At 69.2% G+C, this 19,342-nt stretch carries 21 protein-coding genes; 10 read left to right on the top strand and 11 right to left on the bottom strand.

The genetic code is table 11. The annotated features are described in order from the left end of the window. Nucleotides 1-203: 203 nt before the first annotated feature. From WS78_RS19640 to WS78_RS19630, 3 genes are all read right to left on the bottom strand, one after another. Nucleotides 204-1,193, bottom strand: a complete 990-nt coding sequence (locus tag WS78_RS19640) for a fatty acid desaturase family protein (protein ID WP_059577821.1) — start codon at nucleotides 1,191-1,193, stop codon at nucleotides 204-206. A 26-nt stretch (nucleotides 1,194-1,219) separates the two neighbouring features. Continuing rightward, on the bottom strand, nucleotides 1,220-2,056 hold the full coding sequence (locus WS78_RS19635) for a PaaX family transcriptional regulator C-terminal domain-containing protein (RefSeq protein WP_038749948.1): 837 nt from the start codon (nucleotides 2,054-2,056) through the stop codon (nucleotides 1,220-1,222). 824 nt (nucleotides 2,057-2,880) lie between these two features. Beyond that, nucleotides 2,881-3,954, bottom strand: a complete 1,074-nt coding sequence (locus WS78_RS19630; protein ID WP_038749945.1) for a GlxA family transcriptional regulator — start codon at nucleotides 3,952-3,954, stop codon at nucleotides 2,881-2,883. Nucleotides 3,955-4,064: 110 nt separating this feature from the next. On the opposite strand from WS78_RS19630, the gene WS78_RS19625 reads away from it, so the two are divergent. From WS78_RS19625 to WS78_RS19610, 5 genes are all read left to right on the top strand, one after another. After that, nucleotides 4,065-5,201 (top strand): acyl-CoA dehydrogenase family protein, encoded by a 1,137-nt coding sequence (locus WS78_RS19625; RefSeq protein ID WP_038749943.1) that lies wholly within the window; start codon nucleotides 4,065-4,067, stop codon nucleotides 5,199-5,201. Between the two features lie 195 nt (nucleotides 5,202-5,396). After that, on the top strand, nucleotides 5,397-5,777 hold the full coding sequence (locus WS78_RS36050) for a hypothetical protein (RefSeq protein WP_156432432.1): 381 nt from the start codon (nucleotides 5,397-5,399) through the stop codon (nucleotides 5,775-5,777). A gap of 58 nt (nucleotides 5,778-5,835) precedes the next feature. Continuing rightward, on the top strand, nucleotides 5,836-7,041 hold the full coding sequence (locus WS78_RS19620) for an acetyl-CoA C-acetyltransferase (protein WP_059577818.1): 1,206 nt from the start codon (nucleotides 5,836-5,838) through the stop codon (nucleotides 7,039-7,041). A gap of 12 nt (nucleotides 7,042-7,053) precedes the next feature. Further along, nucleotides 7,054-9,177 (top strand): 3-hydroxyacyl-CoA dehydrogenase NAD-binding domain-containing protein, encoded by a 2,124-nt coding sequence (locus WS78_RS19615; protein WP_059577815.1) that lies wholly within the window; start codon nucleotides 7,054-7,056, stop codon nucleotides 9,175-9,177. 358 nt (nucleotides 9,178-9,535) lie between these two features. Beyond that, entirely contained in the window at nucleotides 9,536-10,669 is a 1,134-nt protein-coding gene (locus tag WS78_RS19610) for a CaiB/BaiF CoA transferase family protein (RefSeq protein ID WP_059578120.1), read from the top strand. An 88-nt stretch (nucleotides 10,670-10,757) separates the two neighbouring features. On the opposite strand, the gene WS78_RS19605 is transcribed toward WS78_RS19610, so the two are convergent. The 5 genes from WS78_RS19605 to WS78_RS19585 form a co-directional block, all read right to left on the bottom strand. Continuing rightward, complete coding sequence (locus WS78_RS19605; protein WP_038749936.1) at nucleotides 10,758-11,315, bottom strand: hypothetical protein; 558 nt, start codon at nucleotides 11,313-11,315, stop codon at nucleotides 10,758-10,760. A gap of 152 nt (nucleotides 11,316-11,467) precedes the next feature. Beyond that, on the bottom strand, nucleotides 11,468-12,163 hold the full coding sequence (locus WS78_RS19600; RefSeq protein ID WP_059577811.1) for an RNA polymerase sigma factor: 696 nt from the start codon (nucleotides 12,161-12,163) through the stop codon (nucleotides 11,468-11,470). Between the two features lie 28 nt (nucleotides 12,164-12,191). Next, on the bottom strand, nucleotides 12,192-12,566 hold the full coding sequence (locus WS78_RS19595; RefSeq protein ID WP_082717606.1) for a cupredoxin domain-containing protein: 375 nt from the start codon (nucleotides 12,564-12,566) through the stop codon (nucleotides 12,192-12,194). After that, on the bottom strand, nucleotides 12,559-13,098 hold the full coding sequence (locus tag WS78_RS19590) for a DUF4142 domain-containing protein (protein ID WP_059577808.1): 540 nt from the start codon (nucleotides 13,096-13,098) through the stop codon (nucleotides 12,559-12,561). The genes WS78_RS19595 and WS78_RS19590 overlap by 8 nt, the downstream gene beginning before the upstream one ends. Before the next feature lie 191 nt (nucleotides 13,099-13,289). Beyond that, the gene (locus WS78_RS19585; protein ID WP_059578112.1) at nucleotides 13,290-13,745 is read right to left on the bottom strand and encodes a hypothetical protein; all 456 of its coding nucleotides are present in this window, start codon (nucleotides 13,743-13,745) and stop codon (nucleotides 13,290-13,292) included. 468 nt (nucleotides 13,746-14,213) lie between these two features. Here WS78_RS19585 and WS78_RS19580 point away from each other — a divergent pair, with 468 nt between their 5' ends. Together WS78_RS19580 and WS78_RS19575 are read left to right on the top strand one after the other, a co-directional pair. After that, entirely contained in the window at nucleotides 14,214-14,654 is a 441-nt protein-coding gene (locus WS78_RS19580) for a BPSL0067 family protein (RefSeq protein WP_059577805.1), read from the top strand. Then, complete coding sequence (locus WS78_RS19575; protein WP_059577802.1) at nucleotides 14,641-15,006, top strand: STY0301 family protein; 366 nt, start codon at nucleotides 14,641-14,643, stop codon at nucleotides 15,004-15,006. Before WS78_RS19580 ends, WS78_RS19575 begins: the two co-directional genes overlap by 14 nt. Before the next feature lie 476 nt (nucleotides 15,007-15,482). Here WS78_RS19575 and WS78_RS36045 read toward each other — a convergent pair whose 3' ends face one another. The 3 genes from WS78_RS36045 to WS78_RS19565 all read right to left on the bottom strand — a co-directional run bounded on the left by WS78_RS36045 (nucleotide 15,483) and on the right by WS78_RS19565 (nucleotide 16,952). Then, nucleotides 15,483-15,620, bottom strand: coding sequence for a hypothetical protein (locus WS78_RS36045; RefSeq protein WP_156437520.1), 138 nt, complete (start codon nucleotides 15,618-15,620; stop codon nucleotides 15,483-15,485). Between the two features lie 67 nt (nucleotides 15,621-15,687). Then, complete coding sequence (locus WS78_RS19570) at nucleotides 15,688-16,440, bottom strand: anti-sigma factor family protein (protein ID WP_059577798.1); 753 nt, start codon at nucleotides 16,438-16,440, stop codon at nucleotides 15,688-15,690. Then, entirely contained in the window at nucleotides 16,437-16,952 is a 516-nt protein-coding gene (locus tag WS78_RS19565; protein ID WP_059577794.1) for an RNA polymerase sigma factor, read from the bottom strand. Before WS78_RS19565 ends, WS78_RS19570 begins: the two co-directional genes overlap by 4 nt. Before the next feature lie 162 nt (nucleotides 16,953-17,114). On the opposite strand from WS78_RS19565, the gene WS78_RS19560 reads away from it, so the two are divergent. Genes WS78_RS19560 through WS78_RS37675 form a run of 3 tightly spaced genes read left to right on the top strand, consistent with a single transcriptional unit; the run spans nucleotide 17,115 to nucleotide 19,151 of the window. Beyond that, nucleotides 17,115-18,197 carry a catalase family peroxidase gene (locus WS78_RS19560; RefSeq protein WP_059577790.1) on the top strand — a complete coding sequence of 361 codons (1,083 nt, stop codon included), beginning with the start codon at nucleotides 17,115-17,117 and terminating at the stop codon, nucleotides 18,195-18,197. Continuing rightward, entirely contained in the window at nucleotides 18,194-18,721 is a 528-nt protein-coding gene (locus tag WS78_RS19555; protein WP_059577787.1) for a cytochrome b, read from the top strand. Before WS78_RS19560 ends, WS78_RS19555 begins: the two co-directional genes overlap by 4 nt. Nucleotides 18,722-18,767: 46 nt before the next feature. Then, a complete protein-coding gene (locus WS78_RS37675) occupies nucleotides 18,768-19,151 on the top strand; it encodes a hypothetical protein (protein ID WP_226377173.1) in 384 nt (127 codons plus the stop codon). Nucleotides 19,152-19,342: the final 191 nt, after the last annotated feature.

The raw sequence follows: 19,342 nt of genomic DNA, 5'->3' as shown, positions 1-19,342 counted from the left end.
GCAACTCGGTCGTCCGACGTCGAACGACGTGCGAGAGCCCGCGATGCCGGAGCCGGGACACCGCGCCGTGTAATGAGCGGCATCAGGAACGAGCCGCCGCCGGCGCCGTGCCGTACTTTATTACCACGACGCGCCGCCGGGCCCGCAAGTTTCATCCCACGGCGGACGCTCGTCATCCGACGCGGGGCCGAAGCTCGAAAAACTCAGGCCGCCGGCGGCTTTCCGCTGACGGCCTTCATCACCTGCCAATACGACGGCGGCCGCGCGACGCAGCCGCGCTCGCGCAGCATCCGGTGCATCTTCGGCAGCCGGAAGTACGGCACCGACGCCATCAGGTGATGCTCGACGTGGTAGTTCACGCGAATCGGCGCGACGGTCGCGCGCGCGAGCCAGCCGGCGTGCGTCGTGCGCGTGTTGCGCAGCGGATCGTCGCCCGTTTCGAGGCACGCATGCTCGGCCATCGAACGGATGCGGATGAACAGCGGAAACGGCGTCACGTACGCGAGCACCCACACGCCGTACAGCCACGGATGGCCGCTCGCCCACAGCGCGCCGAGCAGGATGCCGTTCGTGATCAGCATGCCGGCCGCGGCGCGGAAGAACGCGAGCGGATAGTCCCGCCAGCGGCGGCCTGCCTGCGGCACGCGCCGGATGTCGTTCGTCAGCGACCACTCGAGCACGCCCGCGTCCATCAGCGCGCGGCCGATCAGGAACTTGACGCCCGTCACGCCGGAAACGTCGCGCAGGAACTTGCGCGCGAGCGACGCGCGCGTCGTCGGCAGGCCCGCGACGAGCGACAGATCCGGATCGGCGCTCGACGACGTCGTCGCGTGGTGAGTCAGGTGATACGGGCGGTACTTGCGCAGCTCGTTCCAGATCGGGCGCGCGCACAGCCAGTCGACGAGCACATCGTTCGCCCAACGCGTGCGAAACAGCGTGCCGTGCGCGGCGTCGTGCTGGAGGATGCCGAGACAGAGCTGGCGTCCGGCGAGAATCGTCATGCCGACCGCGAGCGCCAGCGCGAAGCCCCACGGCGGGAAATGCGCGCGCGCGTAGGCGAGGCCCGCGAACGCGAGCGCGATCACCGCCCACGTCGAGCCGACCGCCCATGCGCCGCGCCGGTTCGAGCGTGCGGTCAGCGAACGGATCTCGTCGCGGGTGAAGAGGTCGCGGATGCGGATTCTGTCGGTCATGTCGATGTCTCCCCCAATGCGTCGCGCTAGTGCAGATGGCCGGCCACGGCGGCGCGCGCCGCGCCCGGCGCGGACGGATGCTCGCTGTCGAGGAGCGCGCGCCAGACCCGGTGGCCTGCCGCGACGTAGCGCCGCGCGCATTCGATGAACGCGGCGCGCGCGGCGACGTCGACGAACGGCTCGGGCAGCAGCGGATCGAACACGACTTGCCGGATCGCCTTGCCGCCGAGCAGGAACGCCTCGCGCGCGGCGACGTCGAGATCGAGCTCCGGTGCGCGCGCGAGCCAGTCTTCGAGCTGCGCGCCGAGCGTGCGATATGTATCCGACAGCGCCTCGCCGTCCCACAGCGCGCGGATGCGCGCTTCCTGCTCGGCGTCGAAGCCCATTGCGACGAACACCGCCGCCGACGGCTCGACGCCGAGCTTCGTCAGCCGCCGGCGCACGGCGTCGACGTTGCCTTCGACGTTGTCCGGGCGCATGTACAGGCTCTTGTCCCATTCGCGGAAGCCGAGCATCTCGAGCGCGCGCTCGCGGCGCGCGAGCGCGGTGCGATCGACGCGTCCGAGCGAGATGCACGACACCATCAGATACGCGCCGCTCCAGCGGCGCAGCCGCGATTCGACGGTGCGCCACGCGGTCAGCTCCTCGGAGAGCTCGACGGCCGACGGCCCGAGCCGGTAGCTGCCGCGCTCGGCGCCTTCGACGAGCGACTCGGCCGCGAGCCGCGCGAGCGCGACGCGCACGCTGTTCTCGGTGAGGCCGAACAGCCGGCACGCGATGATCGCTTCGCGCACCTGCAGCGGCTCGCCGTCCTTCGCGACCAGCAAATCGAGGATCAGATGTTTCGCGGTGGGTTGCGTCATGGGGAGATTTCTTGGCCGGAAAGCGAAAGGTGATTACTTAGAATTCATTTATATAGATTTTCTTGTAATGTTTCAAGTGAATTGACGAGGGAGGCGGCGGCGAACGAGGGGGGCGGCATCGCAGTCGCGTTTGTCTTCGCCACGATGCCGGAGTCGGCCTGAGCCTTGTGGGGCGGGAAAGAGCGGCGATCGTGCAGTGCGGAATGAATGGCGAGCCGACGCCGTTCACACGCCGCGACGCTGCGGCGAAAGGTGAGGCGTTCGCGGGTGAAGGTGAGAACGGCGCCGGGCGGCGTGCCGTTGCGTACCGAGCCGCGCGCTCGCTATCCGATCGTACGGACGGCGGGAAAAGGCCGACAAAAGGGAGGACGAAAGGCAGACAAAAGGAGGATAAAAGGCGGACTAACGGCAGGCGAACGATGCCGCGGCGAGCTCTCGCGTCGCCGGCTGCGTGCGACGCGGCGTGTCGATTCGACGGCAAAGCGCAACGGCTCGGCGGCAGGCGATGGGCGTGCCGATCCATCTTGAGCCGTAAGCGGGCGAGCGTTGCCCACCGCGCGGGAGCGGGCGACGAACGCGGCCGGCGCGCGTCTGCGCGTTCGAACCCGCGGCGATGCCGGCGTGCCGCCGCGCGTCTTGCACATTCAGCGCGTTGGGACGCCGCATCGCGTGCCCCGCCGGTCTTTCGGCTTCTTTCGGCTTGTTTGGCGCTCTCATTGTTCGAGTCGGCCCCTTTTTAGCCTCTTTTCAGCTCCTTTGGTTCTTTGGGTCCTTTTGCCCCTTTTGCCTCTTCCTGCAGCGCGCCCGCTGCCCGACTCCCGATCTCAGTCGCCCGCGTTCGTCCCGCCCGCCCCCGAAACCGCGCCCGCACCGCCGCCCGCCGCCGCCGCCCGCCGCGCATCCGGCCGATGCCGATGCCGATACTGAATCGGGCTGCACCCATGCCCGGCCAGGAACGCATGGCTCAGCGCGCTCGCGCTCGCGAAGCCGCATTCGTCGGCGATGTGATCGAGCGTCATCCGGCTCGTGCGCAGCAGGAACGCGGCGAGCTCGACGCGCAGCACGGCGACGTAGCGCCGCAGCGTCAACCCGGTCGCGGCTGCGAAGCGGCGCGACAGCGTGCGCTCGCTCATCGCCGCGCGCACGGCGAGCTCGGCGAGCGTCGGCGGATGCGCGAGCGCGCGCTCGACGATGTCCTGCACCGCGAGCACCGGCCCGTCGCCGTGCCGCTTGTATTGCGCGGCCCACACGGCCATGTGCTCGTACGACGGCAGCGACTGCGTGAGCGCGACCCGCAGCAGCCGCTGCGACACGCCCGCGCCGAAGCAGTAGTCGATCACGTACGCGCAAGCGTCGACAGCCGGATTGATCCCGCTTACGGTGATGAGCCGCCCGTCGACGATGAGCGGCGCCGACGGCATGTAGCGCACCGCCGGAAAATGCCGCGCGAACAGCGTGCGCTCGCTCGGCAGCCCGGTCGCGCCGCGCCCGTCGAGCAGGCCGGCCTTCGCGATCAGCGGCGCCGCGTTGAGCCCGACGACGAGCGCGCCCGCCGCGTAGCGGCGCTTGAGCCAGTCGATGAAGACGCGCTCTACCGCGTCGATCTGCTCGTCCGGCATGAACTGCGCGGGAACGATCACGACTTCGTGCGCGTCGGGCTCGCGCAGCGCGCCCGTCGCCGGCACGTCGATGCCGCCGATCGTCCGCACCGGCCGGCCGTCGTGCGACAGGATCGCGATGTCGAACAGCCGGCTGTTGACGACGTCGAGGCTGCGCGCCCTCATCGTGCCGGCGAGCAGCAGCATTTCCTGCGTGAGGAAAACGTAGCCGCCCAACAGCCGCGGCGGCAGAAGGATCGCGACACCGGGCCGGCCAGCGCCGCGCAGCTGTTTTTTCATGTCAAGAAAATGGCGTTTCGAATCAACGCAGATTGTCGCGGACTTGCTCAAATACCGCAAACAGCAGGCGCCGACGCCGGCCGCCGAGCGATTCCCTCATTGGAGACGCCATGATTCCACGCACCATCTTCGCCGAAGAGCACGAGCAGTTCCGCGAGTCCGTCCGCCGATTCATCGAGTCTGAAGTGATGCCGCACCACGAGCGCTGGGAAGATCAGGGCTACGTCGACCGCGACGTGTGGACGAAGGCGGCCAAGGCCGGCTACCACTGCGCGAGCATGCCGGAGGCATACGGCGGCGCGGGCGCGGACATCCGCTACAGCGTGGTGCTGTTCGAGGAGATCGCGCGCGCGGGCGCGTCGGGGCTCGGCTTCGGGCTGCATTCGGAGATCGTCGCGCCGTACATCCTCCATTACGGCAGCGACGCGCTGAAGGCGCGCTATCTGCCGAAGCTCGCGAGCGCCGAGATGATTGGCGCGATCGCGATGACCGAGCCCGGCGCGGGCTCCGACCTGCAAGGCGTGCGCACGAGCGCGGTGCGCGAAGGCGACCACTACGTGCTCAACGGCTCGAAGATCTTCATCACGAACGGCTGGCACGCGGACGTCGTGATCGTCGTCGCGCGCACGACGCCCGAAGGCGGCTCGAAGGGCACGAGCCTGTTCGTCGTCGACACGGGCATGCCGGGCTTCAGCAAGGGCAAGCGGCTGAAGAAGGTCGGCATGAAGGCGCAGGACACGTCCGAGCTGTTCTTCGACGGCGTGCGCGTGCCGGCCGGCAACCTGCTCGGCGAAGAGAACCGCGGCTTCGTCTACCTGATGCAGGAGCTGCCGTGGGAGCGGCTGCAGATCGCGATCAGCGCGATCGCAGCGGCCGAGGCGGCGCTTTCGTGGACGCTCGACTACACGCGCGAGCGGCGCGCGTTCGGCCGCGCGGTGATCGACTTCCAGACGAGCCGCCACGCGCTCGCCGAGCTCAAGAGCGAGATCCAGATCGGGCGCGTGTTCGTCGACAAGTGCATCGAGCTGCAACTCGCGGGCAAGCTTGATGCGGCGACGGCGTCGATGGCGAAGTACTGGACGACCGAGCTGCAATTCAAGGTGATCGACCGCTGCGTGCAGCTGCACGGCGGCTACGGCTACATGTGGGAATACCCGATCGCGCGCGCGTGGGCCGATTCGCGCGTGCAGCAGATTTACGGCGGCACCAATGAAATCATGAAGGAGCTGATCGCGCGCACGCTGTGACGTGCGCGGCCGGCGCGCAGGCCGCGGCCCGGCACAGCCGCGCGTCGCGGTGCGGGCGGGGCGGTGCTTCGGCTTCTCGGCGCATTGGACGATGAGGGCGCGTGGGGTGCTGAGGCGCTGGGGCGCTGGGGCACTGGAGGCACTGGAGGCGCTTGGGGCGTGCCGGACGTTCGGCACGCATCCGCAGCGTCGATCGTGTCGGACAAGCGATCGAACGGAGTTCGGCACGGCGCGGCGGCGGGCAGCGGTTCGGCCGGTTTTCCGCGCGGCATGAGCATTGGTTTGTCGAACGGTTCGCCGGACGGCTCGCCAAGCGTCAGGCCGCATGACTCGCCGGCGTTCGCCGAGGAATTGCCGAATGGCTCGCCGAGCCGCTCGAGGTCGGTTTGTTTGTCGAAGAGCCGATCCGCCCGCCCGAACGCCGGCTTGGCTGCCCGACCGCCCGACCGCCCGACCAAAACCGTCGGCCCGCAAGACCCGATCGGCGAGATCAGCAAGACCCGACGAGAACGACTCGGCCGGCAGTGCGACGCGACCGCCCCGGCCGCCTCGACCGCCGTCCGAATGCAGCCCTGACCGGCCGTCCTGACAGGCCGTCCTGACAGGCCGTCCCTATCAACCCAAGGAACGATCGATGGAAGCCTACATCTTCGACGCCGTGCGCACGCCGCGCGGCAAAGGCAAGAAGGACGGCAGCCTGCACGGCGTCACGCCGCTGCGGCTCGCCGACACCGCGTTGCGCGCGATTCGCGACCGCAACGCACTCGACACGAGCCTCGTCGACGACGTCGTGCTCGGCTGCGTCGAGCCCGTCGGCGAGCAGGGCGCGTGCATCGGCCGCATCGCCGTGCTCGCGGCCGGCTACGCGCAGACGACGGCCGGCGTGCAGATCAACCGCTTCTGCGCGTCGGGCCTCGAAGCGTGCAACATGGCCGCCGCGCAGGTGATGTCCGGCCAGTCGGACATGGCGATCGGCGGCGGCGTCGAGAGCATGTCGCGCGTGCCGATGGGCTCGAGCGGCGGCGCGTGGCCGGTCGATCCGGCGATCGCGATTCCGAGCTACTTCGTGCCGCAGGGCGTGTCGGCGGACACGATCGCGACGAAGTGGGGCTACAGCCGCGCCGACGTCGACGCATACGCGGTCGAAAGCCACCGCCGCGCGCATGCGGCGACGCAGGCCGGCTGGTTCGCGCGCTCGATCGTGCCGGTGCGCGACGACAACGGCCTGACGATTCTCGATCGAGACGAGACGATCCGCCCGCAGACGACGCTCGACACGCTCGCGGCGCTCAAGCCGTCGTTCGCCGAGCTGGGCGAGATGTACGGCTTCGACGCGGTGATCCGCCAGCGCTATCCGGAACTCGAGCGCATCGAGCACGTGCATCACGCGGGCAACAGCTCGGGGATCGTCGACGGCGCGGCGGCCGTGCTGATCGGCACGCTGGAGGCGGGCAAGCGCGCGGGCCTCGCGCCGCGCGCGCGGATTCGCTCGTTCGCGAGCATCGGCTCGGAGCCGTCGATCATGCTGACGGGGCCGAGCTACGCGGCCGAGAAGGCGCTCAAGCGCGCCGGCATGCGCGCGGCCGACATCGATTTGTACGAGCTGAACGAAGCGTTCGCGTCGGTCGTGCTGCGCTTCATGGACGTGATGGCGATTTCGCACGACAGGATCAACGTGAACGGCGGTGCGATCGCGATGGGCCATCCGCTCGGCGCGACGGGCGCGATGATCCTCGGCACGCTGCTCGACGAGCTCGAGCGGCGCGGCGCGGCCACGGGCCTCGCGACACTGTGCGTGGGCGCCGGCATGGGCACGGCGACCATCATCGAACGGATTTGACGGGGGACCACCATGATCGATTACACGCTCGATGACGACGGCATCGCGACCCTCACGTGGAACCTGCCCGAGCGCAGCCAGAACGTGCTGAACGGCGAGAGCTGCGAGGCGTTCTTCGCGGCGGCGGCGCGCGCGCTTCAGGACGCGGCGGCGAAGGGGATACTCGTCACGTCGGCGAAGCCCGATTTCATCGCGGGCGGCGACCTCGAATGGCTGCAGGCGAGCAACGACGCGGCAACGCTCTTCGAGCGCACGTGCGAGCTGCACCGCGCGCTGCGCGCGCTCGAGACGGGCGGCAAGCCGGTGGCGATCGCGATGCCGGGCTCGGCGCTCGGCGGCGGCTTGGAGATCGCGCTCGCGGGCCATTATCGCGTCGCGGCCGACAATCCGAAAGCGCGCTTCGGGCTGCCCGAGGTGACGCTCGGCCTGTTGCCGGGCGGCGGCGGCACGCAGCGCCTGCCGCGCCTCGTCGGCGTCCAGGCGTCGCTGCCGCTCCTGCTCGAAGGCAAGCGGCTGAAGGCGGCCGATGCGCTGAAGGCCGGCATCCTGCACGCGGTCGTGCCGGCGGGCGAGGAGAGCGCCGCCGCGCGCGCGTGGCTGCTCGACGCGAGCCGCCGCACCGCGACGCAGCCGTGGGACGCGAAGGGCTTCAGGATTCCGGGCGGCGCGCTCACGCACCCGTCCGTCCAGCAGGTGTTCATGGCGGCGAACGCGCTCGCGCGGCAGAAGACATACGGCAACTATCCGGCCGTCGCGAGCATCCTGTCGTGCGTGTACGAAGGGCTGCTGACGGATCTCGACACGGGCCTGAAGACGGAAGCGCGCTATTTCGTGAAGGCGGTGCTGTCGCCGGAAGCGAAGGCGATGATCCGCACGCTGTTTTTCGGGATGAACGAAGCGAACAAGCTCGCCGCGCGGCCGGCGGGCGTGCCGACGCAGCGCTACCGGAAGATCGGCGTGCTCGGCGCGGGCATGATGGGCGCGGGCGTCGCGTACGTGAGCGCGAAGGCGGGGCTCGACGTCGTGCTGATCGACACGAGCGACGAAGCGGCCGCGCGCGGCAAGGACTACTCGCGCAAGCTCGTCGACAAGCAGGTGCAGCGCGGCCGGCTCGCGCAGGAGAAGGCCGACGCGCTCGTCGCGAAGATCACGCCGACGACCGACTTCGCGCGGCTCGACGGCGCGGAGCTCGTGATCGAGGCGGTGTTCGAGGATCGCGCGATCAAGGCCGACGTCACGCGCAAGAGCGAAGCCGTGCTCGCGCCCGACGCCCTCTTCGCGTCGAACACGTCGACGCTGCCGATCTCGGGGTTGGCGCAGGCGAGCGCGCGGCCGGCGAACTTCATCGGCCTGCATTTCTTCTCGCCCGTCGACAAGATGCCGCTCGTCGAAGTGATCGTCGGGCGCGAAACGAGCCAGCAGACGCTTGCGCGCGCGTTCGATTATGTGAAGGCGATCGGCATGACGCCGATCGTCGTCAACGATTCGCGCGGCTTCTACACGAGCCGCGTGTTCTCGACGTACGTGCTCGAAGGGCTCGCGATGCTCGCCGAGGGCGTCGCGCCCGCGCTGATCGAGAGCGCCGGGCTGCTCGCCGGGATGCCGGTCGGGCCGCTTGCGTTGACCGACGAGGTGTCGAGCGAGCTGATCCACAAAATCACGAAGCAGACGCGCGCCGATCTCGGCGACGCGTACGTCGCGCGCCCCGGCGAGGACGTGGCCGCGCGGATGGTCGAGCTCGGCCGGCTCGGCCGCAAGGCGGGGCGCGGCTATTACGACTATCCGGCGAACGGCGGCAAGAAGGCGTTGTGGCCGGGGCTCGCGAGCGAGTTTCCGGCCGCGGCCGAGCAGCCCGACGTGAAGACGCTGATCGAGCGGCTCGTGACGGTGCAGGCGGTCGAGACCGCACGCTGCCTCGTGGAGCGCGTGCTGACGACGGCTCGCGACGCGGACGTCGGCGCGATCCTCGGCTGGGGCTTCCCGGCGTTTCGCGGCGGGCCGGTGTCGCATATCCACGGCGTCGGGGTGGACGCGTTCGTCGCGACGTGCGATCGTCTTGCGGCGCAGTACGGCGCGCGCTTCGCCGTGCCGACGCTGTTGCGCGAGATGGCGGCGCAGGGGCAGAGCTTCTACTGAGCGGGGCGTGTCGAAGCGTGCGGTGATCGGGGTGCGCCGGGCTTCGCGCCGCGTGCGCGATCGCGTTGTGCGCCGCGCGCGGCGAGGCGCGTGATGCGGCGTCGTAACGCATCGCGTCGTGGCGCGTCGTATCGCGGGCATCGCGGGCATCGCGGGCATCGCGTCGCGTCAGTCGAGTCGGTTGCGTCAGTTGCGTCATAACGCATCGCGCACGCATTGCGCGGAATCGACGCGGGGCGAGCGACGTGACATTGCGTGACGCCGTGTGACGCCGCCGAACCGCGATCGGCGCCGCCACCGACGCACCGCGATTCGGCATCGCACCGAACCGGGCGCATCGAACTTCACGGGAGCGGGCATGGGCCCTTTGCACGGAATCCGAATCGTCGAAATCGCCGGAATCGGCCCCGCGCCGTTCTGCGGAATGCTGCTCGCCGACATGGGCGCCGACGTGATCCTCGTCGAGCGCACGGCCGGCCGCGACGGCGATCCGCTCGATCTCGGCCGTCGCGCGATCTTCAATCGCGGCAAGCGCTCGCTTTCGCTCGACCTCAAGCAGCCGGCGGCGGTCGATGCGGTGCTGCGGCTCGTCGAAGGCGCCGACGCGCTGATCGAAGGGATGCGCCCCGGCGTGATGGAGCGGCTCGGGCTCGGCCCCGATGCATGCTTCGCGCGCAATCCGAGGCTCGTGTACGGTCGGATGACGGGCTGGGGGCAAGACGGCCCGCTCGCGCACGCGGCGGGCCACGACATCAACTACATCGGCCTGTCCGGCGCGCTGTGGTATGCGGGGCGGCCGGGCGACGCGCCGCTTGCGCCGCCGACGCTCGTCGGCGATCTCGGCGGCGGCGCGCTGTATCTCGCGATGGGCGTGCTCGCGGGCATCCTGGACGCGCGCCTGCGCGGCAAGGGCCAGATCGTCGATGCGGCGATCGTCGACGGCAGCGCGAATCTGATGAACCTGCTGCTGTCGATTCACGCGGCGGGATTCATGCCGATGGCGCGCGGCCAGGGCTTGCTCGACGGCCCGCACTGGTACGGCAGCTATCGCTGCGCGTGCGGCGGCTACGTGAGCGTCGGCGCGCTCGAGCCGCAGTTCCACGCGCTGCTGCTGGACAAGCTCGATCTCGCCGACGACGAGGATTTCCGCAATCCGTACGATGCGAGCCGCTGGCCGCGGCTGCGCGAACGGCTCGCGGACCTCTTCGCGAGCCGGCCGCGCGCGCATTGGGTCGAATTGCTGGAGGGCACCGACGTGTGCTTCGCGCCCGTGCTGAGCCCGGTCGAGGCGAAGGCGCATCCGCATCTCGCCGCGCGCGGCGTTTATGCGGAACGCGACGGCGTGCTGCAGGCGGCGCCGGCGCCGCGGTTTTCCGGCTCGCCGGCCGCGCAGCCGGGCGCGGTGCCGCGACGCGGCGCGGACAGCGCCGCGATCCTGCATGAAGCGGGCTTCGCGGACGACGAGATCGCGGCGCTCGTCGCGAAGGGCTGAGCGGGCCGGGCGCGGCATCGCGTGCCGGCCGATCGGCGGGCGGCGGCGCGCGTCGCGCGATTCGACGCCGCGCGGCGCGCGCTCACGTTCACTTCCCGCCGGTCGTCGGCAGCGGATTCCATTGCCTGAGCGCGCGTTCCTTCGCCGGGCCGTTCTTTGCGAGCCACGCGCTGACTTCGTTGCCGACCGCGTGCCCATATTCGCGATGCGAGTAGATCGCGGCCGCGCCCGCGCCGTCGACGAGCGCGATGCGCGTGAACACCGCTTCGATGAAATCGCGCGTCGGGAACACCACCGAGATGAAGTATTCGGCCGGCTTGCCGGGCGCGGCCGGCACCGCGTCGACCTTCAGAACCATCGCGCGGTTCTGCTTGTAGAGCCCGAGCACCGAGTTCGCGATCGCCGCGAGCCCGTCACCCGTCGTCGCTTCCGGATAGCGCACGAGCGTGATCATGCTGCGCCACGTCAACAGATCTTCCTCGCCCTTCGGCGTGTATTCGAGCCGATTGCTCGCGGCGTCGCGCCGGAAGAAATCGACGCCGTCGAACGACAGCGTCTTGCCGGCGGGTGCGGCGTGCGCGACGGATGCAGTGGATGCAATGGATGCGGCGAGCGTCAGCGCGAGCCAGGCCCGGATGATGCGCATGGAGTGGTCCTCGGATTGGATGGAAGCGCCGGCGGCCGTCTTCGGCGCGGCCGCACACCCGGACTGTAGCCGAATTGCTTGCGTCGTGACGCGCGGCGCACCGCCCATCGAGGATGCGCGCGGGCGAGACGCACGGCATCCGGCGCCCGGACCTATCGCCCGGATTCTCCGTCGACACGCCGCATGACCGCCGCCACCAGGCGATCGCAATCGCCGCCGCCGAATTCGAACACGTCGTGCTCGACGAGGCCGATCTCGCGCGCCAGCGCGTCGCGCAGCAGGCGCTTCGCGCGGAAATGGCGGCTGCGCACGGTCGCCTCTGGAATGCCGAGGCAGTGCGCGGTTTCGTCGACGCTCAGTTCCTCGACCGAGCGCAGCACGAACACGATCCGAAACGCGTACGGCAACCGCTCGAGCTTCTGTTCGAGCAAACCGCGCAGCTCGGCGCGCGCCGCGGCCCGATACGACGGATCGGGATCGTGCGCGCACATCGCGTCGATTTCGGATTCGGCGTTCATATCGACGATCGGAACGACACGTTGACGGCGCGCATGCCGGCGCAGACGCGCGAAGCATTCGTTGAGCACGAGCCGCGCGAGCCACGTGAAGAGCGCGGCTTCGCCGCGAAACTCGCCGATCGCGCGGTATGCGGACAGATACGCGTCCTGCAGCGCGTCTTGCGCGTCCGCGTTGGAGTGCAGCGTCGCGCGCGCGATGCGAAAGAGGCGCCGGTTGTGGCGCCGCATCAACAGTTCGAAGGCGGACTGATCGCCCGCGGCGATGCGGCGTGCGAGCAATCGTTCGTCATCCGCATCGTTTTGCGCGAACGCCGTCGCGAAATTCGTCATCTCGATCGCCTCGTGTTGGCGGGCCGCATCAGCGGACGATCAGCGTGGCCTGCATCGTCGGATGAAGCCGGCATTGGTATGGATAATCGCCGCGCCTGTCGGCGACGTAGCGCCACCGTTCGCCCGGCGCGATGTTGCGCGAATCGAACGCGTCCGACATCGCGCTCGCGGTGTGCGCAACGAGATCCTTGTTCACCCATTCGACGCGATCGCCGCGATGCACGGTCAACGTCTGCGGAATGAAGCGCATGCCCTCGATCACGACGACGTGCGTGCCGGGCGACGCGGCTTCGCCGGTCGCCGCGGGAACCGCACCCGCGAGCAGCGCGCCCGCGAGCGCGAGCCCGGCCGCGGTTGCGCTGCGCGACGGACGAGCCGGGCGGGCATGCCGGCGCTCAGCCACCGCTCTTTCCCAGCGCGGCTTGCAAGTGCTTCGCGTGATCCAGGTGCGCGACGAACACCGGCCGCGCCTTGACGAGCAGCGCCTTCAGCTCGTCGTTCTTCGCGTTCGGGATCAGCGTCTTGTCGAGCGCGTCCAGCACCGTTTCATGGTAGGCCACTTCATGCGCGACGTACGCGCTGTCGAACGCGGCGCCGTGCAGTGTCTTCAGATTCGCGAGGTTCTCGTCGCCGCCCTGCTTGAGGCTGCGGCTCGTCGCGTTTTCTTCCGGCGCGACGTTCAGTTTGTGCAGCAGATCGGCGGCGGCCTGATTGACGCTGCCGTGATCCGCGACCATGCGCTGCGCGAACGCCTTCACGTCCTTCGATGCGGATCGCGATTCGGCGAGCTTGCCGGCGTCGATGTCGACCTGATTGGCCGTCGCGACGATCGCCGCGATCTGCGGATCGGTCGGCCCCGCGCCCTGCGCGCAGGCGGCGCCGCTCGTGAGCGCGAGCGTCAGCGCGCCGAGCCATCCTCTCGTGATGATCTTCATGCGAGTTCTCCCAAGTGACGGACAGGCGGCGTGCGGAAACGGGCCTCGATGCGGCCGGCGCTGCCGTGCGCCGTGAGGACATAGATGTCGCGTGTCGCCGTCGCGTTCCGGCGCAGCGGAAGCGATGCGGCTCGCACGGCGCTGCCCCCGGCGGACGCGACGCGCCGGCGGCGTTTCGTACGCCCGATGCGCTAGTGCCGCAGCATGCCGCCCGACATGCCGCCGCCATGCGACAGCCCGTGATGAAAACCGCTGCCCATCGGCGGGCCGATGTGACCCGGCGTCATCGGATGAAAATGGTGGAACCGGTGGAAGTGGTGGAAGCGATCGACGAATACGAAGGTCGTGCCGCCGACGACGAAGAAAGGCGTGCCCCAGTACCACGGATCGGAAAACGGGTAGTCGGCGATCGGATACCACAGCACGCTGCCGTCGTCGCTCTCGATGAGCCGCCAGGTGCCGTCGCTTTGCAGGCATGCGCGGCCGACGACTTGCTGCATCGTGCCGTCGATTTCCGCTTGTCCGGTGATCGCCCGGCAGCGAGACGTGTCGATCGACGTGGTGGTTCCGTCATAGGCTTGTGCGCATGCGCAGACGGACACGCTCGCGCACATCAGCGCGGTTGCGCAACGAATCAGCTTGTTCATGATAGGGCTCTGAATGGACACCCCGAAATATCGGCGCGCGGCGCGATGGCCGGCGTCGTCCTGCATGCCGTCCTTTTTCGATGTCGACGAGCGCATGCCGCGCGCGCGGAGCACCGCTTTCGCGAAACGTCTGACGCTCGACTTGTAAACGAACGGACGTGCCGCGCTATTCCATGATGCGCGCGACAAGCGAGTGCGTGGGACGATCGGCGGCATGGCGTGCCGTGAACGAGCCGTTTCCTTGCGTCCGGCGAGCGCGTTGAGGCGTCGCATTGCGCCGCATCGCGCCGATCGCGCCGCGCGCCGCGCGCGGCCGCGATCGATCGGCGCGGCGTGCAAATTGCACTGAGATGCAAGAAATTTGTTCAATTGTCGCGGCGGTTGATCGTTTTCGGCATCTGCCCGACAATCCGGTTCGCCTGGCTGGTTGTGTCAATTCGAATTCCGCTTAAAAAAACCGAGGGAACCATGCCTTACGTCTCCACCACTTATTCGAGCAACGCCGAGGCGCCGGTCGGCCGCTGGACTTGCGCGCCGAGCTCGACGCTCACGCCGTTCGACCAGGCGCCGGCCGGCAGCGTCACGTCCGGCGTCGATCTTTGCGGGCAATGCGTGTCCTATGTGAAACGCGTGTGCCCGACGCTGCCGCTCACCGTGCAATGGCGCAAGGGCGCGGCGGTGAAGGGGAATGCGACGATCGTCGCCGGCACCGTGATCGCGACGTTCAACGCGGCCGGCAAATACGACGGCCACGCGGCCATCTACGTGAGCCAGTCGAAGGACGGCGGCGTCCTGGTCTACGACCAGTTCGTGACGCCGCCCACGCCGCAACCGGTTCAGCAGCGGCGCCTGCGCTGGGGCGCGCACGGCCGGTCGAACAACGGAGACAACTTCCATGTCGTGGAGTAAGGCAGCCTGCGCATTGGTCGCGGCGGCGTTTTTCGGCTGTGCGGGCGCGTCCGGCACGACGGGCGCAACCGGCGCGAGCGCGGAAGTCTGCCCGGTGCGGCAGCAAAGCCCGCTGCATTACGTCGACGTGTTCGACGGCGCGCCGAGCGATCTCGCGACGCTGGTTCCCGACGACGCCGGCGAGCGCAACGGCCACTGGGCGCTGGGCTACGTGTACGACGCCGGCCGTTACGTGACGATCCGCTGCAAGTACGCGGACGGCGAGACGCGGGACGTCAAGCTCGCCGGCCGCGTGAATCGCTGCGATTACCGGATCGACGGCAAGAAGGCGTTGCGGGTGACGTGCAAGTGACCGCCGCGTGAGGCGCGATGGCGCGCCGCGCGTTCGATGCGTTCTTGCGTGCGATGCGCGCGGCGTCCGACGAGCCGCGACGCAATTGATCCTCGAGCGGTGCGCGCTTTTCTTCGTCCGTTTTCCATTCTGCCGATCGATGCGGATTGCGTCGGGCGGCGGCGTCGCCTGCCGCACGTCGCGCGCTTACGCCGCGAATTCGACTTCGAGCGAATTAACGGAAACCTGTCCTTGCGTCGCGATCGGCTCGTCAAATCCTCGTTCATCGGGCGCATGCGACACGGCGCGTCGCCGAGGCTGTCCGGGTGCCTGACGACAGCACGCGATGCTTGAACTCGCGAACCGGCAGGCGGCGTGTGTGCGGCGCGCCGTCGATGGGTCCGTCGATGGAGGCGCGTGGCCGACAGCGAGCACGCGTCGCGCGCTCGGAGGCGAACGCATCGAGCGAAAGCCGGACGCCCATCGGGCGCCGCCCGTCAGATCCGCTCTTCGAGCGCATGTGCGAGGCCCGCTTCGCCAACGCTGCCCGCGCGCGCACCGACCGCATGGTAGAAGCCGCATACCGATTCGCGGCGCTCAAGCAGTGCGCCGTCGGCACGCTGGCCGGCCGACAACGAGCACGCGTTACGCGCTCGCGGGCAACCGCATCGCACGAAAGCCACGCGCCCGTCGCGCCCGCCGTCAGGTCTGCGCATCGAGCGCACGCGCGACGGCCGCCTCGCCCACGCTGTCCGCCCGCCCGACGACCGCATAGTTGAACCCGCGCACCGATCCGTAGCGCGCGAGCAGCGTGCCGTCGGCACGCTCGCCGGCCGCGAGCAAGCGATTCGCCGATTCGGGCGGCCGCACGTAGAAGCTCAGCGTGCGCCCGGCCGCATCCTCGTACAGCACCATCGCGGCCGTGCCGCGCTCGGTCGCGAAAAGACGCCCGCCGACGGGCGCGAAGCCCGCGCCGCTCAGGTCCGGCAACCGGACCGACGCGCCGACCTCGCGCGCGACCCACGCCTGCAACTCGCCCGGCCGCTTCTGCACGACGTCGACGCGCGCGCTGCGATCGACGACCATCAGCTTGTACGCGGCGACGGCGTCGCTCATCGGCGCGGCGGGCGTGCTGCGCCAGCCGTGCGCCTGCCAGCCGCCCATCGCGCCGAGCCCGACGCACAGCACGAGCGACGCCGCCACCGCGAGCCGCGCGCGCGCCCGTTCGGCGCGGCGCGCGCGCAGCGCGGCGGGATCGAGCGTCGCAGTCGGCGCGGGCAGCGCGGCCGAATCGAGCGCCGCGCGCAGTTGCTGCGCATCCTGCCGCCAGCGGAGCATTTGCGCCGCGCGCGCCGGATGCAGCGCGAGCCAGCGCTCGACGGCCGCGCGCGCATCGGCGTCGAGCCGGCCGTCGACATAGGCGTGAAGATCGTGTTCGTCGGGCGGAATGTTCATTTCATCAAACGCAGCGAAGGAGCGGAAATCTCGCCGTCGCCGAGCGCGCGCAATGCGTGCCGCGCGCGCGACAGCCGCGACATCACGGTGCCGATCGGAATGTCGAGCAGCTCGGCGACTTCCTGATAGCTGAATCCCTCGACGGCGACGAGCAGCAGCAGGCTGCGCTGCTCCGTCGGCAGCCGGCCGAACGCGTCGAGCATCGAGCGCGCGATCGCGTGATCCTCGGCCGACGGCCATTGCGGCTCGTCGTCGTCCCTGATCCGGCCGAGCAGCCACGCGTAGCGCTTCGCGCGGCGCGTCGCATCGACGAACTGCCGGTACAGGATCGTGAAGAGCCAGCTGCGCAGCGCCGAATCGTCGCGCCGCGTCGACCAGCGCGACAGCGCACGCTCGAGCGTCGACTGCACGAGATCGTCGGCGCTGTGGACGTCGCGGGTCAGCCAGAGCGCGAAGCGGCGCAGTCGCGGCAGCAGTTCGCGCAGTTGGTCGTCGAGATCGGCGGGGGGCATGGGCGGGGCGGATGCCGGCGTCGGAGTGGATTCAAAGCGTCAGACGCCCGGTCGCCAGAGTTTATTCCACGCGTGCGCGAAAAAATTCCTCGTGGAATAAACCGGGCGGCGATCCGTCATACGCGGGTTCGACACAGGACCTGATGGTCGGGAGCGTACACGATGGAACCCCCTTCAACGCCGCCTGCCGAGCCGGTGCGCGGCCTCTGGCGATGGGCGCTGATCGGCGGCGCGGCGGCGGCGGTCGCGGCGTCGTTCGGCTACGTCGGCGGCTGGCTCGCGCCGCACCGGCTGACGCCGCAGCGGCTCGTCGACGCGCTGCAGCGCAACGGCGGCCTGCATCCGGGCTACCGGCGCAATCACGCGAAAGGCGTCTGCGTGACGGGCTATTTCGAAGGCAACGGCGCGGCGAGCGCGTACTCGACCGCGCCCTTTTTCGCGGCGGCGCGCGCGCGGGTGGTCGGACGCTTCGCGCTGCCGGGCGGCAATCCGTACGCGCCGGACAACAGCGTGCCGATTCGCAGCCTCGCGCTGCGCCTGAGCGCGCCCGACGGTGAGCAATGGCGCACGGGAATGAACAGCATGCCGGTGTTTCCGGTCGCGACGCCGCGCGCGTTCTACGAGCAGACGGTGGCGGGGCGGCCCGACCCGAAGACGGGCAAGCCCGATCCGGCGAAGCTGAAGGCGTTCTTCGACGCGCATCCGGAGACGGCCGCGTTCCGCGCGTGGGCGAAGACGGCGAGGCCGGGCGCGAGCTACGTCACCGAGACGTATTACAGCCTGAACGCGTTCTATCTCGTCGATGCGGCGGGGCGACGGCAGGCGGTGCGGTGGCGCGTCGCGCCGGAACAGACGGCCGAGGCGGGCGAAGTTGCGAAGGTGGGCGATCCGAACGTGCTGCAGGAGGATCTGACGCGGCGCATCGGTTCCGGGCCGCAGCGCTGGCGTTTGTTGCTCACGCTGGCGGAGCCGGGCGATCCCGTCGACGACGCGACGCGCGCGTGGCCCGCGAATCGCACGACGATCGATGCGGGCACGCTCGTGCTCGACCGCGTGGAGGCGCAGGGCAGCGGGCCGTGCCGCGACGTCAACTATGATCCGACGATCCTGCCCGACGGCATCCGAGCGTCGGGCGACCCGCTGCTCGCCGCGCGCTCGGCCGCGTATGCGGATTCGTACCTGCGCCGCACGAGCGAAGAAGCCGGGATGCCCGGCGCCGCGCATCCGCTTTCGGAGAAACGATGATGAAGACTACGTTCGGCCCCCTGGCGCGGCTGCTGCATTGGGCGATGGCGGCGATGATCGTCTCGATGTTGTTTGTCGGCGCGGGGATGGTGGCGACGGTGTCGGGGCGGCACGCGGTGCTGATTTCGATTCATAAGCCGCTCGGGGTGGCGGTGCTGGCGCTGGCCTGCGTGCGGGTGGTGGTGCGGTTGAGTTCGCGGCCGCCGGCGTTGCCTTCGGATTTGCCGGGGTGGCAGAAATTCGCGGCGCATGGGTCGCATCTCGCGTTGTATGCGCTGATGATCGCGATGCCGGTGGTTGGGTGGGCGATGCTGTCGGCGGGCGGGTATCCGGTGACGTTGGGCGGCGGCGTGCAATTGCCGCCGATCGCGCCGGCCGATCCGGTTTGGTTCGCTTGGCTGCGGCATGCGCATCGGTGGCTGGCTTATCTGTTCTTCGCGACGTTTCTCGCGCACTTCGCCGCCGCGCTTTATCACGGGTTGATTCGACGGGATGGGGTGTTGAGGGCGATGGTGGGGCGGTGAGCGCGATGGGGTACGGCGATCGCGATTGACGGTGCGGACTTTGTTCTTGGTAACGACCGAAGGAGGGACTGCGGGCCGCAATGATGCAGCCCGCTCGTTCGATCGAAATGCGATCGCGTTCTATGTATCGCTTGTGGAGTTCAGCGAGCGCAACCGCAGCATGCAGCGGAGGCGCAATGAGCGGCGGAGTTTCAAGCCAATTGCAAACATGGATGTCATCGGGCGCCATCGGCCGCTGGGTTCCGGCTTCTACGTACTGTGTCAACCGGATGAGGCCGGCGCTGCAAAAATGAACGCGTGGACCGTCCACATCGCCGTGCTGTCTGCACCGGCAGCGCCACCCATATCCGGCACCGCTTCCGCCTATCTTTTCCGGAAGGCCTGGAAATTTACATCATCGGAGGGTCATACGGGTCGTCGACGGTCTTGAGCCGATTGCCAAGACTCGTCGGCGCGATTTTTTGCTGGCCGGCATGCGCAGCATCCGCGCGATTGCTGCGGAAAGGAACATTGAGATTCTCGTCGAACGCTATTGCGGACCTGACATCCGGCTCAAGTCATATGCCATCTCGGATGCGACACTCTTTGCATGGGCCGGCGTGCACAGGGGAACTCACAACG

It is taken from the genome of Burkholderia savannae, from assembly GCF_001524445.2.
Taxonomy (GTDB): domain Bacteria; phylum Pseudomonadota; class Gammaproteobacteria; order Burkholderiales; family Burkholderiaceae; genus Burkholderia; species Burkholderia savannae.
This window is presented reverse-complemented; position numbering and strand designations above follow the sequence as displayed.

What these genes read in the sequence shown, in the direction of transcription:
- WS78_RS19560 (WP_059577790.1), top strand. Translation starts at nt 17,115, where the DNA reads ATGGAACCCCCTTCAACGCCGCCTGCCGAGCCGGTGCGCGGCCTCTGG.
- WS78_RS19615 (WP_059577815.1), top strand. Translation starts at nt 7,054, where the DNA reads ATGATCGATTACACGCTCGATGACGACGGCATCGCGACCCTCACGTGG.
- WS78_RS19635 (WP_038749948.1), bottom strand. Translation starts at nt 2,056, where the DNA reads ATGACGCAACCCACCGCGAAACATCTGATCCTCGATTTGCTGGTCGCG.
- WS78_RS19620 (WP_059577818.1), top strand. Translation starts at nt 5,836, where the DNA reads ATGGAAGCCTACATCTTCGACGCCGTGCGCACGCCGCGCGGCAAAGGC.
- WS78_RS19555 (WP_059577787.1), top strand. Translation starts at nt 18,194, where the DNA reads ATGATGAAGACTACGTTCGGCCCCCTGGCGCGGCTGCTGCATTGGGCG.
- WS78_RS19565 (WP_059577794.1), bottom strand. Translation starts at nt 16,952, where the DNA reads ATGCCCCCCGCCGATCTCGACGACCAACTGCGCGAACTGCTGCCGCGA.
- WS78_RS19605 (WP_038749936.1), bottom strand. Translation starts at nt 11,315, where the DNA reads ATGCGCATCATCCGGGCCTGGCTCGCGCTGACGCTCGCCGCATCCATT.
- WS78_RS19640 (WP_059577821.1), bottom strand. Translation starts at nt 1,193, where the DNA reads ATGACCGACAGAATCCGCATCCGCGACCTCTTCACCCGCGACGAGATC.
- WS78_RS19580 (WP_059577805.1), top strand. Translation starts at nt 14,214, where the DNA reads ATGCCTTACGTCTCCACCACTTATTCGAGCAACGCCGAGGCGCCGGTC.
- WS78_RS19575 (WP_059577802.1), top strand. Translation starts at nt 14,641, where the DNA reads ATGTCGTGGAGTAAGGCAGCCTGCGCATTGGTCGCGGCGGCGTTTTTC.
- WS78_RS19625 (WP_038749943.1), top strand. Translation starts at nt 4,065, where the DNA reads ATGATTCCACGCACCATCTTCGCCGAAGAGCACGAGCAGTTCCGCGAG.
- WS78_RS19600 (WP_059577811.1), bottom strand. Translation starts at nt 12,163, where the DNA reads ATGACGAATTTCGCGACGGCGTTCGCGCAAAACGATGCGGATGACGAA.
- WS78_RS19590 (WP_059577808.1), bottom strand. Translation starts at nt 13,098, where the DNA reads ATGAAGATCATCACGAGAGGATGGCTCGGCGCGCTGACGCTCGCGCTC.
- WS78_RS19570 (WP_059577798.1), bottom strand. Translation starts at nt 16,440, where the DNA reads ATGAACATTCCGCCCGACGAACACGATCTTCACGCCTATGTCGACGGC.
- WS78_RS19610 (WP_059578120.1), top strand. Translation starts at nt 9,536, where the DNA reads ATGGGCCCTTTGCACGGAATCCGAATCGTCGAAATCGCCGGAATCGGC.
- WS78_RS19585 (WP_059578112.1), bottom strand. Translation starts at nt 13,745, where the DNA reads ATGAACAAGCTGATTCGTTGCGCAACCGCGCTGATGTGCGCGAGCGTG.
- WS78_RS19630 (WP_038749945.1), bottom strand. Translation starts at nt 3,954, where the DNA reads ATGAAAAAACAGCTGCGCGGCGCTGGCCGGCCCGGTGTCGCGATCCTT.